The sequence below is a fragment of the Paracoccus sp. R86501 genome, from assembly GCF_042466435.1.
In the GTDB taxonomy this organism is placed as follows: domain Bacteria; phylum Pseudomonadota; class Alphaproteobacteria; order Rhodobacterales; family Rhodobacteraceae; genus Paracoccus.
Genome location: NZ_JAXHPZ010000001.1, coordinates 1,531,105 through 1,546,560 on the forward strand (window position 1 = coordinate 1,531,105; position 15,456 = coordinate 1,546,560).

Annotated in this window: 11 protein-coding genes; 3 read left to right on the forward strand and 8 right to left on the reverse strand. The window is 62.7% G+C overall.

Annotated elements, in window-relative coordinates:
- Positions 1-199 precede the first annotated feature (199 nt).
- Both SJY40_RS07475 and SJY40_RS07480 read right to left on the reverse strand, forming a co-directional pair.
- A complete protein-coding gene (locus tag SJY40_RS07475) occupies positions 200-2,494 on the reverse strand; it encodes a glycosyl hydrolase family 28-related protein (RefSeq protein WP_378944504.1) in 2,295 nt (764 codons plus the stop codon).
- Between the two features lie 165 nt (positions 2,495-2,659).
- Positions 2,660-4,246, reverse strand: a complete 1,587-nt coding sequence (locus SJY40_RS07480) for a lysine--tRNA ligase (protein WP_378944506.1) — start codon at positions 4,244-4,246, stop codon at positions 2,660-2,662.
- 88 nt (positions 4,247-4,334) lie between these two features.
- Between SJY40_RS07480 and SJY40_RS07485 the strand changes: the two genes are divergently transcribed.
- Positions 4,335-4,757 carry a tellurite resistance TerB family protein gene (locus SJY40_RS07485; protein WP_378944509.1) on the forward strand — a complete coding sequence of 141 codons (423 nt, stop codon included), beginning with the start codon at positions 4,335-4,337 and terminating at the stop codon, positions 4,755-4,757.
- 28 nt (positions 4,758-4,785) lie between these two features.
- Here the strand turns inward: SJY40_RS07485 and dacB are convergent, their stop codons facing one another.
- The 3 genes from dacB to SJY40_RS07500 form a co-directional block, all read right to left on the reverse strand.
- Positions 4,786-6,153, reverse strand: coding sequence for a D-alanyl-D-alanine carboxypeptidase/D-alanyl-D-alanine-endopeptidase (gene dacB, locus SJY40_RS07490; RefSeq protein ID WP_378944512.1), 1,368 nt, complete (start codon positions 6,151-6,153; stop codon positions 4,786-4,788).
- On the reverse strand, positions 6,150-6,746 hold the full coding sequence (locus SJY40_RS07495) for a nicotinate-nucleotide adenylyltransferase (protein WP_378944514.1): 597 nt from the start codon (positions 6,744-6,746) through the stop codon (positions 6,150-6,152). The genes dacB and SJY40_RS07495 overlap by 4 nt, the downstream gene beginning before the upstream one ends.
- 88 nt (positions 6,747-6,834) lie before the next feature.
- Positions 6,835-8,436, reverse strand: a complete 1,602-nt coding sequence (locus tag SJY40_RS07500; RefSeq protein ID WP_378944517.1) for a bifunctional metallophosphatase/5'-nucleotidase — start codon at positions 8,434-8,436, stop codon at positions 6,835-6,837.
- 138 nt (positions 8,437-8,574) lie between these two features.
- Here SJY40_RS07500 and SJY40_RS07505 point away from each other — a divergent pair, with 138 nt between their 5' ends.
- Positions 8,575-8,910: a DUF952 domain-containing protein gene (locus tag SJY40_RS07505; protein ID WP_378944520.1), complete on the forward strand. Its 336-nt coding sequence runs from the start codon at positions 8,575-8,577 to the stop codon at positions 8,908-8,910.
- On the forward strand, positions 8,907-9,965 hold the full coding sequence (locus SJY40_RS07510) for a quinone-dependent dihydroorotate dehydrogenase (RefSeq protein ID WP_378944523.1): 1,059 nt from the start codon (positions 8,907-8,909) through the stop codon (positions 9,963-9,965). The genes SJY40_RS07505 and SJY40_RS07510 overlap by 4 nt, the downstream gene beginning before the upstream one ends.
- Here the strand turns inward: SJY40_RS07510 and cysE are convergent, their stop codons facing one another.
- The 3 genes from cysE to SJY40_RS07525 all read right to left on the reverse strand — a co-directional run bounded on the left by cysE (position 9,966) and on the right by SJY40_RS07525 (position 15,449).
- Positions 9,966-10,757: a serine O-acetyltransferase gene (gene cysE / locus SJY40_RS07515; protein WP_378944526.1), complete on the reverse strand. Its 792-nt coding sequence runs from the start codon at positions 10,755-10,757 to the stop codon at positions 9,966-9,968. It lies immediately after the preceding gene.
- 113 nt (positions 10,758-10,870) lie between these two features.
- Positions 10,871-11,581: a DUF2793 domain-containing protein gene (locus tag SJY40_RS07520; protein ID WP_378944529.1), complete on the reverse strand. Its 711-nt coding sequence runs from the start codon at positions 11,579-11,581 to the stop codon at positions 10,871-10,873.
- Entirely contained in the window at positions 11,571-15,449 is a 3,879-nt protein-coding gene (locus tag SJY40_RS07525; protein ID WP_378944531.1) for a glycoside hydrolase TIM-barrel-like domain-containing protein, read from the reverse strand. The genes SJY40_RS07520 and SJY40_RS07525 overlap by 11 nt, the downstream gene beginning before the upstream one ends.
- Positions 15,450-15,456 lie beyond the last annotated feature (7 nt).

Consider the following 15,456-nt stretch of genomic DNA (forward strand, 5'->3'; position numbering starts at 1 on the left):
GGATGCACATCCGTCCCCCGATGCGCCCAGCTGCGTTCCAAGAATGTTAATCACAAAAGCGCTAAAAAGTTAACCTATTTTTTTTACTGGATTTTTTTGTAAATATATTCACAAATTGATTGCTCGTTTTGTGAAAAATTCACAAAAAAAGCGCCGATCATATGACCGACGCCGTCTTCATTTGTTTGGGCATGCAACCCTATTGCGGACGATCCATCCTGACATAGACGCAGACGCGCCCCTTCAGCGGTTGCGCCCAACTAAGGCGGATCTGGCGACGGGCGCTGCCCACTTCGAACTGGACGTTCGGGCTGGCATCGACGCGGGTGTTGTCATTGGTCTGCAACGCCGATTCAGCCACCACCGATTGCACCGATTTCGCCCAGCCCTGGAACGGCAGCCCCGTGATGTTGTTGGTCGTCCAGTTCGCGCCGGGATTGTTCTGCGACACCTGAATCATCAGCGGGTTGGCGACATAGGTGTTCACGCCGTTGAAGGTATTGGCCTGAAACTGCAGGTTCCGCATGTTGTTGTAGTTCAGATCCGCGATCGAGGTATCGACCCGGTCGATCCGCTCGACATTGCCGTAAAGCGCCTTGAAGACGTTGCCGACGACGTTCAGCCCTTGGATGAAATGCCCGCTGCCATAGGGTTTGACGGTAATCCAGGTGAACCAGGACGCGGTGTTGGAACACAGGAAGGTATTCCCGGTCAGCGTCAGCCCGCCAAAGCTGAATTCATCGTTGTTGAAGACCGGATAGGCGCTGTGTTCGTTCGTCCATTCGATCGAGGCATTGTCGATGTAATTACCGCTGACCGTCGTCTGCACGTTGGGCTGGGTCAGCACCAAGCCCGCGTATCGCAGCCCCTGCCCCGAACCGTCGCCTTGGAACCAATGGTTGCCCGAAATGATGTGGCCGCCCCCGTTCGCCACCATGAAATGGGCGAAGCGGACAAAGCGGTTGTTGCGGATCTTGATGTCATTGGCATTGACGTTGATCGCCACGGTGGTGCGCTGTTGGGCCGGCAGCTCCATGTCGTTGGACAGGAACTGGCAGTTGTCGACCAGCAGATCCTGACATCCGCGCCCGATCGAGGTGATGCCGCGATCCAGCGGGCGGGTGAAATAGCAATCCTTGATCTGGATCATCTCGCCCTTGGCCGACAGCATGATGCCGCTGGCAATGCCTTCGCAGCCGAAGTCGATATCGACAAAATTCAGACGGTCCAGCTGACGGACGCCCGAAAAGTCGAACAGGTACCGATAGCGCTCGAAGGAATAGGTGCGGGTGGCAGCGCCACCATACAGCGGTTGCGACAGCGTCAGCGTGCCTTGGCTGATGTTGCGGGCATTGACGTACACCTCGCGGCCGACGCCGCTGCCGATGACGCGGCTGCCGACCTCGATCTGGGCGACATTGGCGACATTGGTCAGCTGCATCGGGTTCGTCGGTTTATAGGTCGCGACGCTGGTCCAGCGGCCGGTGTTCCAAGCCGGTCCCGCCTTGGCCTGGATGCCGCCATTGCGGATCAGGCGGCGGTTGGAGAAGCCGTCCAGATCGGGGGCGAATTTGTCCAGCATCAGCGGCTCGTCCAGATCGACCCGGCGACCGCAAAGGTCCAGCGACAGGTGATCGGTATATCCCAGCAGCGCCTGGATGGCTTTTTTCATCCCAAGCGTCTCGTCGCCGAAGGCATCGGCATAGGTCGGGAAATCGAAGCTTTTCAGGAAGGCCACCCGCGTCGAGGTCGGCGTGCTGATCCGCCCCTTGAAGCGGATGGGGCTGTCGATGGACAGATCGCCCGAGATGAAGAAATTCCCGTCCGGCACCACCACCCAGCCCCCGTCGCTGGCCCGGTCGGCGGCAACGAAAGCGTCGCGGTCGTTGGTGACACCATCGCCGACGGCGCCGAAGTCCCGCACATCGACCCAATCCAGCAGCGACGGCACGAAGGCCGCGGTGATATCGTCGATCCGCATGGATTCCACGCGGAAAACGCCGCCGTTCGCACCGACCAGATCCAGCCCGAAATGGCCAAACACCGGAGCAGTGCCCCACGCCATGTCCACGCCCTTGCGCGACCCGATGCCGACGATGGCGCTGACCTCGATGATCTCGCCGTAATTGCGCATGGCGGTGGTCGGGCCGACCTCGATCAATCCGTTGACGTGGTTGCGCTGCCCGTCACCCGCCCATCCGGCGATCCGGGCACTGGCCAGCGCCCCCGCCACCGCCTTGACCCGCGCTGAAACGCGCAGATAGACGCCGGGGATCATCGGGGTTTCGCCCATAAAGCGCAGGCTGGTGGTGGTCTGCTGCTTGATCACCTCGAAGCAGGCGCCGAAGTCCTGATCTGCAGGTACGACCGAAGCGTTGCCCGCCTGATCCCAGGTGGGACTGCCCGAGGTGCCATCCGTCCGCGACCAGACGCCCAGACCCGCGCGAAAGTCCGAAGGCGTCAGCAACAGCCCGTTCGTGATCGCAATATTCATCCGCTATCCCCTTGTGTCGGCATGACGGCCGGACAGGAAACGGTCCGGCATGATGCGCACAGAAATAGTTGAAGAAGTGTTAACGCGGATTGAACGGGGCGTGCGCCGCAACGGCCAGCGACGCAACGGCGGGCATGAAAAAGGGGGCCGAAGCCCCCCTGATCCTCAGTCTTTCTTCGTCAGCTCACCGGCCAAGGCGGCCTCGATCAGCTTGCGGGTTTCGTCGATGCCGTAAAGCGCGATGAAACCGCCGAAGCGCGGCCCCTGATCGGCACCCAACAGCACCTGATAAAGCGCCGAGAACCACGTCCGCAGCGGCTCGAACCCGTGTTCCTTGCCGATGGCGAAGACCATGGATTGCAGCGCTTCGGCATCGGCAGGCTGATCCCATGCGGCCAGACGACCGGCCAGATCCTCCATCGCGCGACGCTCGACCTCGGTCGGGTCGCGGAAGGTCCGCGTAGGTGCCACGAAATCGGCAAAATACCGCAGCGCAAAGCCTGCCGCCGCATCCAGACCCGGATGTGTTTCGGGCGTGGCTTCCGGCGCATAGCGCTGGATAAAGCCCCACAGACCATCCTTGCCGGTCTGACCGGCAACCGAGGCCAGGTTCAGTAGCATCTGGAACGGCACGACCATATCGGACGCCGGAACATCGCCGCCGTGGATGTGCCAGACGGGGTTCGCCAACTGCTGTTCGGGCGTCTGGTCGGGATAGGCGCGCAGCTGCTGATGATATTCGTCGACCGCCTTGGGGATGACGTCGAAATACATGCGCTTGGCCGTCTTGGGCTTCAGATACATGAAATAGGACAGGCTCTCGGTCGAGGCATAGGTCAGCCATTCGTCGATCGACAAGCCGTTGCCTTTGGACTTGCTGATCTTCTGCCCGTCCTGATCCAGGAACAGTTCATAAGTGAAATGCTCGGGCTTGCGTCCACCAAGGATTTCGCAAATGCGGTCATAGATCGGCGTATTGGTGCTGTGATCCTTTCCGTACATCTCGAAATCGACGTCCAGCGCGGCCCAACGGGCACCGAAATCGGGCTTCCATTGCAGCTTTACCTGACCGCCGGTGACCGGCAGGGTCATCTCGTCGCCGTCTTCATCGTCGAAGGTGATGGTGCCGGCCTTGGCGTCAACATTCTTGATCGGAACGTACAGAACCCGACCCGTCTTGGGGCTGATCGGCAGGAAGCAGCTATAGCTCTGCTGGCGTTCCTCGCGCAGGCTTGCCAGCATGACTTCCATGATCTGGTCATACTTCTCGGCGGCACGCAGCAGCGTTTCGTCGAATTTGCCCGACTTATAATATTCAGTCGCGCTGACGAACTCATAGTCGAAGCCGAAGGTATCAAGGAAGCGACGCAGCATGGCGTTGTTATGCGCGCCAAAGCTGTCGAACTTGCCGAAGGGATCTGGAACCGAGGTCAGCGGCATCTGCAGGCTTTCGCGCAGCTTGTCCTGATCGGGCACGTTTTCGGGAACCTTGCGCATCCCGTCCATGTCGTCCGAGAAGCAGACGAGTCGTGTCGGGATATCGCTGATCAGCTGGAAGGCGCGGCGGATCATCGTCGTGCGCGCGACCTCGCCGAAGGTGCCGATATGGGGCAGGCCGGACGGGCCATAGCCGGTCTCGAACAGGACGTAACCCTTTTCAGGCGCCTTCTTTTCATAACGTTTCAGCACCCGGCGCGCCTCTTCGAACGGCCAGGCCTTCGATTGCATTGCGGCTTCGCGCAAGGTGGTCATGATATCTTCTCCTGCTGAGGGTCCGGAACGCTTATTGAAAGCGCGCGGCATCGTCAATAATCTGCGCCCGACCTATCAGGAGATCCTCATGACCATCGACCTGCCTTCCCTGTCGCCCTGTGACGCGCTTGTCGCGGTGATGGTGGCCGTCTCGGCGTCGGACAGCACGATCCGGACGTCCGAACTGGTGGCGATCCAGCGCATGGTGGACCACGCCCCGGTCTTCGCATCCTATGACGAAGACCGCATCCGCGCCGTCAGCCAGACGGTGATGACCCTGTTCGACGAAGAAGACGGGCTGGACGCGATGTTCGGCCTGATCTGCGACGCCCTGCCCGAAAAGCTGTATGAGACCGCCTATGCGCTGGCCTGCGACGTGGGGGCGGCAGACGGGCGGCTTTATGACGGCGAAATCGTCATGCTGGCCGAAATCCGCGACCAGCTGAACATCTCGCGGCTGCATGCCGCCGCGATCGAGTTGTCGGCGCGGGTCCGTCACATCACCTTGTGATCCCCCAGCCGTTCGGCAAAGGCGCCGATCAGGTCGCGCTGCAATGACTTGGCGGCATGGGTCCAGGTGCTGACCCCTGCAGGCAGCCCTGCCCCTTGCTGGCATCCCGGCGCGGCGGATCGGTGCAGAAGATCGCAAAGCTGCCCTGCCGCCCGTCGGGGGCGGTGACATAGCCGGCCAGGTTCGACACGAAGTTCAACGTGCCGGTCTTGGCCGCGACCCGGTGGCGGATCGAGGCGTCACGCCCCAGATCCGCCGTCAGCGGGTCGGATTTCAGCAGCGGCTGCAGGTTCAGATCCCGCCCCGGCCCATTCAGCACCCGCACCATCCCGAAGGCCGAGATCAGACTGTCCGACGACAGCCCTGAATGATCCGCCAGCCGCATTCCGCGTCCGACATTGCCCAGCCAGGCACGCATGGCCTGCGCCGAAGCAGCAAGATCTGGCGCCCCGCTGGCATGCAGACCGATCGTTTCAGCGGTCAAATTGGTGGAATACTTCAGCATGTCGCGGATGATCACATCCAGCGTCGGGCTGTCATGCGATGCGACGACCTGCCCGTCAGGCAGCTGGTCGATTACCTCGGGGGTGGGCAGAACGACGCCTTGCGCCCGGCAGAGGGTCTGGAAAACGTCGCCCGCATAAAGCTCGGGCAGGCGCACGGGCAGCCACCGACTGCCCGTGCGCCCCAGGGCCGCGCGGGAAACGGTCCAATATTCCCGTTCCTCGTCGTGACGATAGCTGAACAAGCTGGACTGCGACGCAGGTGCTGCCGTGACGGTATAGGCACGCGGCGAATGCCGGGCGGCACGTGCCTCCATCTGCAGTTGATAGTCGACGCCCACCCGGCGCCATCCCAGGTGCACCCGGTTGAAGTTCAGGATCAACCCCGACACCGAGGGGTTGTAGGACAGGTAATCCGCCTGCTGATCCGTGATCTGAGGCATCTGCGGCAGCGCACCGCCCCAAACGGCAAAACGCGCCGGACGGTCCATCCCCGATCCCGCCACCTGCTTGGCCAGCATTGCCAGATCATCCGTCGTCAGGACCGGATCGCCGCCACCGGCAAGGATCAGCGTATCGCCCGACCGTATGATCCGTGTCCGGAAGCGGTGGGAAGGCCCAAGGCGGTCCAGCGCGAAAAGCGCCGTCAGGACCTTCATCGTGCTGGCAGGCGCAACCGGCAGTGCGGCGCGGCCAAGCGACAGCACCTCGCCCCGGGCATCGGTCAGCGCAAAGCCAACCTGTCCGGGCAGGCCCAAGCGGGCGATCAGATCGCGGGGTTCAGGCGCAGGCCGCAGGGGTGGCCGTTGATCCAGCCCGTGCCCCATCGCGCGTCCCGACATCAATCCGGCGGCAAATCCCGAGGCCAGAAACCCCCGGCGAGAGAAAGTCATGATGCATCCTTCTGGCGAATCGCGGTCGAGGACAGCCCCGACATCGGCAAATTCAGAAAGGCCCACGCGGGGGCCTGTGCGCGGGCAATCTGCGCCGCACGGAATTCGGGAAATTGGTAGGGCTGCAAGATCTGCGCTGCCACGGATCGTCGTGCCGCAAGCCGGCTGCCGGGCCGCGCCATGACGGCCATCGGCACGGTCTGCGCGATCTGCCGCCAGCGGTCCCAATGGTGGAACTGGACCAGATTGTCCGACCCCATCAGCCAGACGAAACGCACCCCCGGATAATGCGACACCAGTGCCTGCAGGGTATCGGCCGTCTTGCGCAGGCCAAGCCGCGCTTCGATATCGGTGATGATGATACGGGGGTCATGGATCAGCTGCCGGGCGGTCTGCATGCGCTGTCGGATAGGCGCGGGCCCGCGCGTCTTCAGCGGGTTTCCGGGGCTGACAAGCCACCAGACGCGATCCAGCCCAAGGCGGCGCAGGGCGACCTTGCTGATCAGGACATGACCGTCATGGGCAGGGTCGAAGGACCCCCCCAGCAGGCCGATCGTCTGCCCGGGCAATGCTATGGGAAAACCGGTCTTCATGGCATTCGCTTAGCCGATCGTCGCGGCCAAGCCAACGCCCTGATGGGTCTGTGGATGCCCCGCCGGTCAGGGGGCATCCGCAACGGGCTTACTTCACGACGATGCGACCGTCGGTATAGGGTTCGTATCCACCATCCTGCGCACCAAGGTAATCCGCCACGACCTCGGCCAGATCGGGTCCGAAGTCATAGACGTTCTGCCCCTTCTGCGCAAAGGTCGCATAGCCGTCGCCGCCCCCGCGCATATAGTTGTTGGTCGTGACGCCATAGGTCGCCGCGGCGTCGATGGGTGCCCATTCGCCGTCTGCCTGCACCATGACATCGCTGATGCGCGCACCGACCTCGGATGCCGGATCGACGGTGTATTTCAAACCCGAGACCTGCGCGAAGCGACCGGCCATTTCCTCGTACTGGCTGGCACCGTTTTCAAGCGCCTCGACGATGTCGGCCCCGGTCAGCTGGAATGTGGCCAGCGTGTTCTGGAAGGGAAGGACGGTATAGACCTCACCCATCGTCACCTCGCCCTCGTCGATCGAGGCACGAAGGCCGCCGCCGTTCTGGATGGCGATGGTGACGCCCTGATCCTTGACCCGGTCCAGCATGGCATCGGCCACCAGGTTGCCCATCTCGCATTCGCGGACGCGGCAAACCTCGCGGCTGCCCTCGATGGTGGCGGTGCTGGAGGCGACGATCTTTTCGCGCAGCTCGGCGATGGGTTTGGCCATTTCCGCGACACGGGCGGCAATGGCTTCATCTTCCGGGACGGTGTTGTCCAGCAGGATGGGGGCGCCTTCGGCCTTGGTCAGCTGACCAGCGTCGTCAAAGGTCAGCTTCAGATGGCCAAGATACTTGCTATAGGCATAGGCCTGAACCACCGGCACCTGCACGCCATCTGCCCCGTCGATCATGGTCGGATAAGCGCCCATGGCCCCCTCCATATCGCCCAGAAGCGTGTGCGAGTGACCACCGACGACCGCATCCAGACCCGGCACGGCGGCGGCAAGCTCTTGGTCGCGCAGATAGCCGACATGGGTCAGGGCGATGATCTTGTCAACACCCTGGTCAGTCAGCTCCTGCACGGCTGCCTTGAGACCTTCGACTTCATCCTGAAAGATCACATCGGAACCGGGAGAGGATGTTTCGACCGTATCTGTCGCCAGCGCCGAGATGATACCGATCTTCTGGTCGCCCACCTCAAGCACCGTGTGCTTTCCAACCTTGCCCGACAGCACCTTGGACTGCGACACGTCCAGATTGCTTGAGATGACGGGGAATTCGACGCCATCGGTCAGCACCGCCAGCCCCTCGGGGCCATCGTCGAATTCGTGGTTGCCCACCGCCATCGCATCATAGCCGATGGCCGTCATGAACTCGACGACATCCTTGCCCTTATAGGTAGAATAGAACAGCGACCCCTGATACTGGTCGCCTGCATCCAGCACGACCACATTGCCGCCATCCGCGGTGATCTGGTCGCGCAATTCATTGATCTTGGTCGCGATGCGCGCCACGCCGCCAAAGCATTCGCCTGCCTCCAGCGTTTCGGCGTCGCAGGTGCTGTCGTACTTGTTGACCGGCTCGATCCGGCTGTGGACATCATTGGTGTGGAGGATGTCCAACACCATCTCGGCGTTGGCGGTCCCGGCGAACAGCGCAAGTGCCGAGGCGGCAGCAAGAAGACGACGTGTCATGCATGATTCCCTTTGTGGCCCAATATGGCGGCTGCATCAGATTGGCGCGGCGGATCATGCAGGTCAAACTTTCCCGCGCGGCATCGACCGCCAAGATCACATCTTGACCCGGTGCTTATCGGAACGGCAAATACACCCATGCTGATATACAAGGTTTTCCGCGCGCCCGAATGGGCCCAGATGCAACGCGACGGCCAAACGGCCGGTGCGCCCGTCGATCTTGCCGACGGTTATATTCACTTTTCCACCGCCGCGCAGTTGCGCGTGACGTTGGCCAAGCATTTCGGGGGGGAAAGCGATCTGACCCTGCTGGCCTGCGATCCGCAGGCGCTGGTCGATGATCTGCGGTGGGAACCTTCGCGCGGTGGCGACTTGTTCCCGCATCTCTACCGCGAATTGCGGCAGACGGATGTCCTGTGGGCCCGCACCATAGAAGGTACTGGCGACAATCATAACATCGGGGATCTGGAATGAGTGTGGTTGAAAAGCTGGGCTTGGCGGCCCTGCATCGCATGGACCCCGAAACAGCCCACGACCTGTCGATCAAGGCCCTGGCTGCGGGTGTTGCGCCCCTGCACGGCGGGCCTGTCACCTCGGACCGCCTGCGGATGCAGCTGGCGGGAATGGAGTTGCCGAATCCCGTGGGTCTGGCGGCGGGATACGACAAGAACGGTCGCGCCATCGGGGCACTGATGAAGTCGGGCTTTGGTTTTATCGAAATTGGCGCAGCGACACCGAAACCGCAGCCCGGCAATCCGAAACCGCGTCTGTTCCGGCTGACTGATCAGCAGGCCATCATCAACCGTTTTGGCTTCAACAACGAAGGGGCCGAGGCAATCGGTCAGCGCTTGGCCGCCCGTCCCGCCGGTATTCCGGTCGGGCTGAACCTTGGCGCGAACAAGGACAGCGAAGACCGGGCCGAGGATTTTGCCAAGGTGGTCCGCACCGCCGGATCTTTCGCAGACTTCGTTACGGTCAACGTCTCTTCGCCAAACACGGAACGTTTGCGCGATCTTCAGGGTGCGGACGCCTTGGCCGCGCTGCTGGATCGCGTCCTGTCGGCACGAAACGGGCTGGGCAACCGTCCACCGGTCTTCGTCAAGATCGCCCCCGATCTGTCCGACGCCGAGGTTTCGGAAATTGCCTCGGTCGCGCTTAACGCTGGCCTGGACGGGATCATCGCCACCAATACGACACTGACCCGCGACGGGATCGACGGCCCTCATGCATCACAAGCCGGTGGTCTATCGGGCCGCCCGTTGTTTGCAAAATCGACCCGCGTGCTTGCCCAGCTGCATAAGGCGACCGACGGACAGATCCCCCTGATCGGTGTCGGCGGGATCGCCAGTCTTGACGATTTGTGGGAAAAACTGCGGGCTGGCGCCTCGGCGGTGCAGATCTATTCGGCGATGATCTATCAAGGCCTGTCGATCGCACCGCGGCTGGCGCAGGGACTGGACGACCGCTTGGCGCAGCGTGGCATGACGATGACCGAAGTCTGCGGCAGCGGTGTCCGCGACTGGCTCTGATCAGCCGAAGTCCTGAACCCCCAGCAGCTGGTTCATGCTGTGCGAGGGTTCGGAACACCCTGCGTCCCCAATGACGCGCGCGGGTACGCCCGCCACGGTCTTGCAGGGGGGAACCTCGTGCAGGACCACGGACCCCGCGGCGATGCGCGAATGATGCCCGATGCGGATGTTGCCCAGAACCTTGGCACCCGCCCCGATCAACACCCCATCGCCGATCTTGGGATGACGGTCGCCGTCTTCCTTGCCGGTCCCGCCAAGCGTGACCGAATGCAGCATCGACACATCGTTACCGACCGTTGCCGTTTCACCGATGACGATGGAATGGGCGTGGTCAATCATCACTCCGGTTCCGATCTTGGCCTGCGGATGGATGTCGACGCCAAAGCACTCCGAGCATCGCATCTGTACGAAATATGCCATATCGGCACGACCGTTCGAATACAGCCAATGCGCCATCCGATAGGCCTGCAGCGCCTGGAACCCCTTGAAGAACAGGACCGGCTGCAACAGGCGGTGCGTCGCGGGGTCGCGGTCATAGACGGCCATCAGATCGGCCCGGGCGGCATCGGCCAGTTCAGGTGCTTCGGAATAGGCCTGATCGGCAATCTCTCGCAGGATCTGCTCGCTCATCTCGCCCGAGGCCAGCTTGAGCGAAAAACGAAACGCCAGTGCCGCTTCCAGATTGGGATGGTGCAGCAATCCCGCGTGGATCAGCGAGCCAAGCAAAGGCTCGTTGGCGACGGCCTCGCGGGCTTCGTCGCGCAACTGTGCCCAGATGGCGTCACGGTCCATCGTGACTGGGATCTTCTCTGCATGCAGCATGTTCATATCGGGCCCGCCAGATCTCTTGTCATCCAGTCATAAACCAGATTTGCGACAGGGAAAAGCCGGGCGGGCCCAAGGCGTCACACGGGCAGGCGCAGTTCCCACCAATGAACGGCCAATCTGATGCGGCCACCGGTAAAATCACCACCCTCGGCCGAAAGCAGCAGCGGCTCGGGCTGGTAATAGGTCATCGGGCTGCCCAGCATTCCCCGTGCCCATGAGCCTTCGTCTTTGCCAAGCCCCTGACCAAAGCGGTTGGTCGCGCCATTCGTGCCGATGCGCCAACTGGACAGATTGCCGGTGATCGGCTGAACCACGCGTGCAACGGCACCGATGACCATCGCGCCCGACGGAATGAAAACATCCGTCACCACCTGGGCACCCGGGATCAGATCGACCTCGGCCTCGGCCAGTCCGGCGACCAACCCAGAACCGAACGCACCCAAGTTCTGCGCCCCCGCGACCCAGACCGTCCCGTCGCAGATCGCGACAACGCCCCGATCCGCGACAAAAGCCTGCATCCCACGTGCCGCGGCGACATAAACCCACCCCTCGTTCGAGGCGATTGCCACCTGTCCCGCATGCCCCGCCCAATTACCTTGGGGCTGCGCGGGGACGGCCCAACACTGACCGTCGATGGCGACCTCTGGCGGAGTCGCGACCGAGGTGCTTTGCAGAACCATGTTCACCATACCGTCAAGGCGCATCAGTGCTTCGTTGACGGTGACATGCTTTTGCGCCTGTGCCGGTTGCAGCAGGGACATCTGCAAACGCGTGGTTTCATTGGACATCGAAATCTCTCCTTGCGAATGGGCCGCGACCGAAGGTGCGCGACATTTGACAGACCCGGACCGTCAGCTGACCGGGCTTGATCTGAACCCACACCAGATCCGGCAACGTCAGCTGGGGACTGTCTGTCTGTGTCTCCAGAACCGTCCGACCTCCCTGTTCAAGCTGCACCAGATAGCTTTCGGCATCCTCGCCCAGGGGGATGTCGACACCGTCCCAGCCATCGCTCTCGATCCTTCCGCGACGTACCCATGACAGCTGTCGCCCTTCCAGCCGCAGATGACATGGGGAATAGGGCCGCAGCCCCACCCCGGGTGCCACCGTCCGGCGGCTGCGATAGCTTGCGTCATCGACGCTGCGCAGCGCGGGACCGATCCGCCAGAACCGTTCCTGACCGCGCGCCGAAGGTGGCAGGTCAACCTGCTTGGGCGCCCCGTCCAGCAGGACCACCAGACTGCCCTTGGGCCAGACGTCGGGCATGATCGCATCTGTGCCCGCCTGACCGCGCAGACGGTTGCTGATCTGCCAGACATTCGGCGCGATCAGCTCGGCCTTGGCGAACTGGATCACCTCCCAGCCGTCGATGGAACCGTCGCCGATCGCCAGTGCATTCGCCCCCGACAACAATGCCCGTTCGGTCACCGACTTCAGCGGGTCATTGGTCAGCCGCAATTGCAGGGGCGCACCGCGATCGATGATGCCGGGACGCGCCCGCACCAGCGGCGTCAGTGTCCGTCCGATCATGGCACGACGATCCAGCAGCAGGTTGGTGTCGAACCCACCCTCGTCATCGACCGAGGAATAGGCTGCGACCGTGCCGGGCCAAGGATAGGCCGCCACGGCCAGATGGGGCGCATAGGGCACCTCATCCCCGCGCAGCAATGGCAGATCCAGAAAGACCGGATGAACCGGCGTCGGCGGCGAATACCGCCCTATGCCCCCCTGTTCCTGATAGCTTAGCTGCGGCGTATAAAGGCCGGGGTCGATGCGCACGGCATCCACCGTGATCGCCCCTGCCCGTTCGATGCGGTCGATCCGCCAGCGTTGCGGCTCTTGCCCCGGCATGCGGGACAGGATCACGTCGCCCGTCCCCAGTGCCGACATGGACGGCGCCAACGCAAAGCGCGCGGTGTCGCGTGCCACTTCGGCCTCGGCGATCCAACGGTCCGCGATGGCGCGACCCTCGGGTCGGGTCAGGGCCATGGCGAATTCACTGTCGGACACCGCCTGACGGGCATCGTCCGACAATGCGGATTCCGCCGTCGCCACTGCGTAATCGCCTCCGGCCGCCACATGGCTCAGCCGGATGCGCCCGGTCATGGCACTGTCGGCCAGTCGCGTTGTTTCAAAACCGGTGACTTCGCCAGCGATGGCAAGATCATCGGCACCGATCTGGGCCTTGATCAGACCGTCACGCGCCATGAACCTGATCTGCCCATCACGCTCGACCGCATCGAAGCCATGGGCCAGCATCAACGGCTGCAAGGCGGCGCGTGCGGATTTACTGCCTTGCAAGGCATAGCCGCGCACCACGCCCGATATCGCGCTGACGTCGAAATCCGTGACCCCCGCCATCCGGCAGAGGTCGCCGACGACGGCACGCAAGGTAACCGCCCCCGCGCGACCGTTCAGCCAATGGCCGCGATCCCAGGCCGGACCGTCCGACCACAGGTCGTCACGCCCCGGAAAAGCCGGATAGGGCCGTGCGTCCCAGCACCAGACATGTGCGCGATCAGTGTCAAGCATGGCCATGCCATCGCCATTGCGGGGGTTGTTGGCGGCATCGTTCCAGAAAGCCATCGAGGCCTCGACATAGGCCGCCTGTATCGCATCATTGCGAACACCGTTCGAATAATACGGCAGCATGCTTTCGGAACTCATGGCATCCAGAAACTTGTTCGGCTGATTGGTCGCCTTGTCCAGCGCCGCGCAGCCAAGTTCCGTGAACCAGATCGGTTTGGACCCCGGCACCCATGCCGTCGCCTGCTTCTGCCGCACACCCTGCGGCCGGTTGTAGTGCAGGTTCTGCCACCAGCCTGCCAGATCCTTGTAGCGCCAGACCCAAGGCTCGTCATAGGTCCCGTCGGTGATCGGCTTACGGATCTGGGCATCGCGGTCGGCATCACTGGCGTAATACCAGTCATAGCCTTCGCCCCCGGCAACATTCGACTTCAGATAGTCGATATTGTCGATCCGGCCCCAATGCGCGTCCAGATGATCATCCCCGTCGCGCCAGTCCGACAACGGCATGTAGTTGTCGATGCCGATGAAATCGATGTTCGGATCGGCCCACAGCGGATCGAGATGGAAGAACAGCTCTCCCTCGCCCGTGTGATGGCCGAAATATTCCGACCAATCCGAGGCATAGCCGATCTTGACATCCGGCCCCAGAATCGCACGGACATCTGCCGCCAGCTTCCGCAATGCTTCAACTGCAGGATAGCTGTTCTGCGGCCCACGGATGCGGGTCATGGCGACCATCTCGGACCCGATCAGGAAAGCATCGGTGTTGCCTGCGATGGCGCAAAGATGGGCATAATGCAGGATGAAGCGGCGATAGGACCATTCCTCGGGCCCTGAATAGATCACAGCCTCCCCAAAGTGGCGAAAATCGTCAGGTCCCGCCGTGCCAAAGAAATTTACCACCTGATCGACGGCGGCCTGCGTCAGATCCTGCGTGCCGGACCGCCCCGGCGCGATATCGGTCGTGATGCGGCCACGCCACGGCATCACGGGCTGCTCATCCCCGCCATAAGGGTCGGGCAACCCGTTTCCGGCAAGCTGCTCCATCAGGATGAACGGATAGAAGATCGCCTTGCGCCCCGAAGCAGACAGCGCGCGCAGCCCCTCGATCACCGATTTATCGGCAGGCGTTCCGCCATAGATGGGGCGCCCGTCCTTGCGCGCCACCTCCTCGGCGGTCGCACGGCTGATCCCCCCGGCGTGCCAAGGCATTTCGTCGCCATCGACCTCCTTGAATTCGACCTTCGGCCGGACCTCGCACTCGCCGATCCGCAGATCGCTGCCGAACCAGGAAACCACCATGGAAACCGAGCCCACATTCGGCAGCTCACGACCCAGGACATCTAGCGAGGCCGAGAAATCGGTCCCGCCCATGGGCGTGTTCACGTTGAAACTGCGGCTTTCGCCCAGATCCTCGCCGGTCGTGACAGGGGTCGTCGCCAGCGAATATTCACCCGTCCCCGGGATCAGGGCCACGGCCCGGACATCGTGGCACAACCCCGATCCGTCACGGGCCGGGCATGTCACCTCGAAGCTCAGCTGCGGCATGCGGTTGCCCCAGCGTTCCAGCGATAGGTTCTCCAGCACGACATAGGCCACTCCGCGATAGGCCGGGGCGCCCTCGCCTTCATGTGCCGCGATGACCGGATCGGGCATCTGCCCCTCGCCGCCGCGATAGACACGCATGTTCAGATCTTCTGCGGCGATTTCTTCACCATCGGCCCAGACACGACCGACGCTCAGGATGCGACCTTCGCACAGTGCCAACGCCAGAGACAGGCGATAGCTGATCTGCGTGACCTGAGGCTTGGGTGCACCCTTGCCGCCACCGCTTTCCGACCGCGTCATCTCCTCCATGGGCGAGGCCCAGATCACATGCCCCGGCAACCGCATCTGGCCCCAGACACGCGGGATGGCGATGCCCTCGCCGGCGGTCTGGATACGCAGACGGTCGATGCGACCCGTTTCGACCGCCTTGGCACCTCCGCCCAGCAGGCGCTGATCAATAACGCGGCCTGCAATGGCGCCGGCCGCACGGCCCAGAACTGCGCCCGACAGGCCAAGCACGGCTCCGCCAAACCCCGCGCCAAGCGATGCACCCACCGCTGACAGGACAATCGTGGCCATAAGGGCC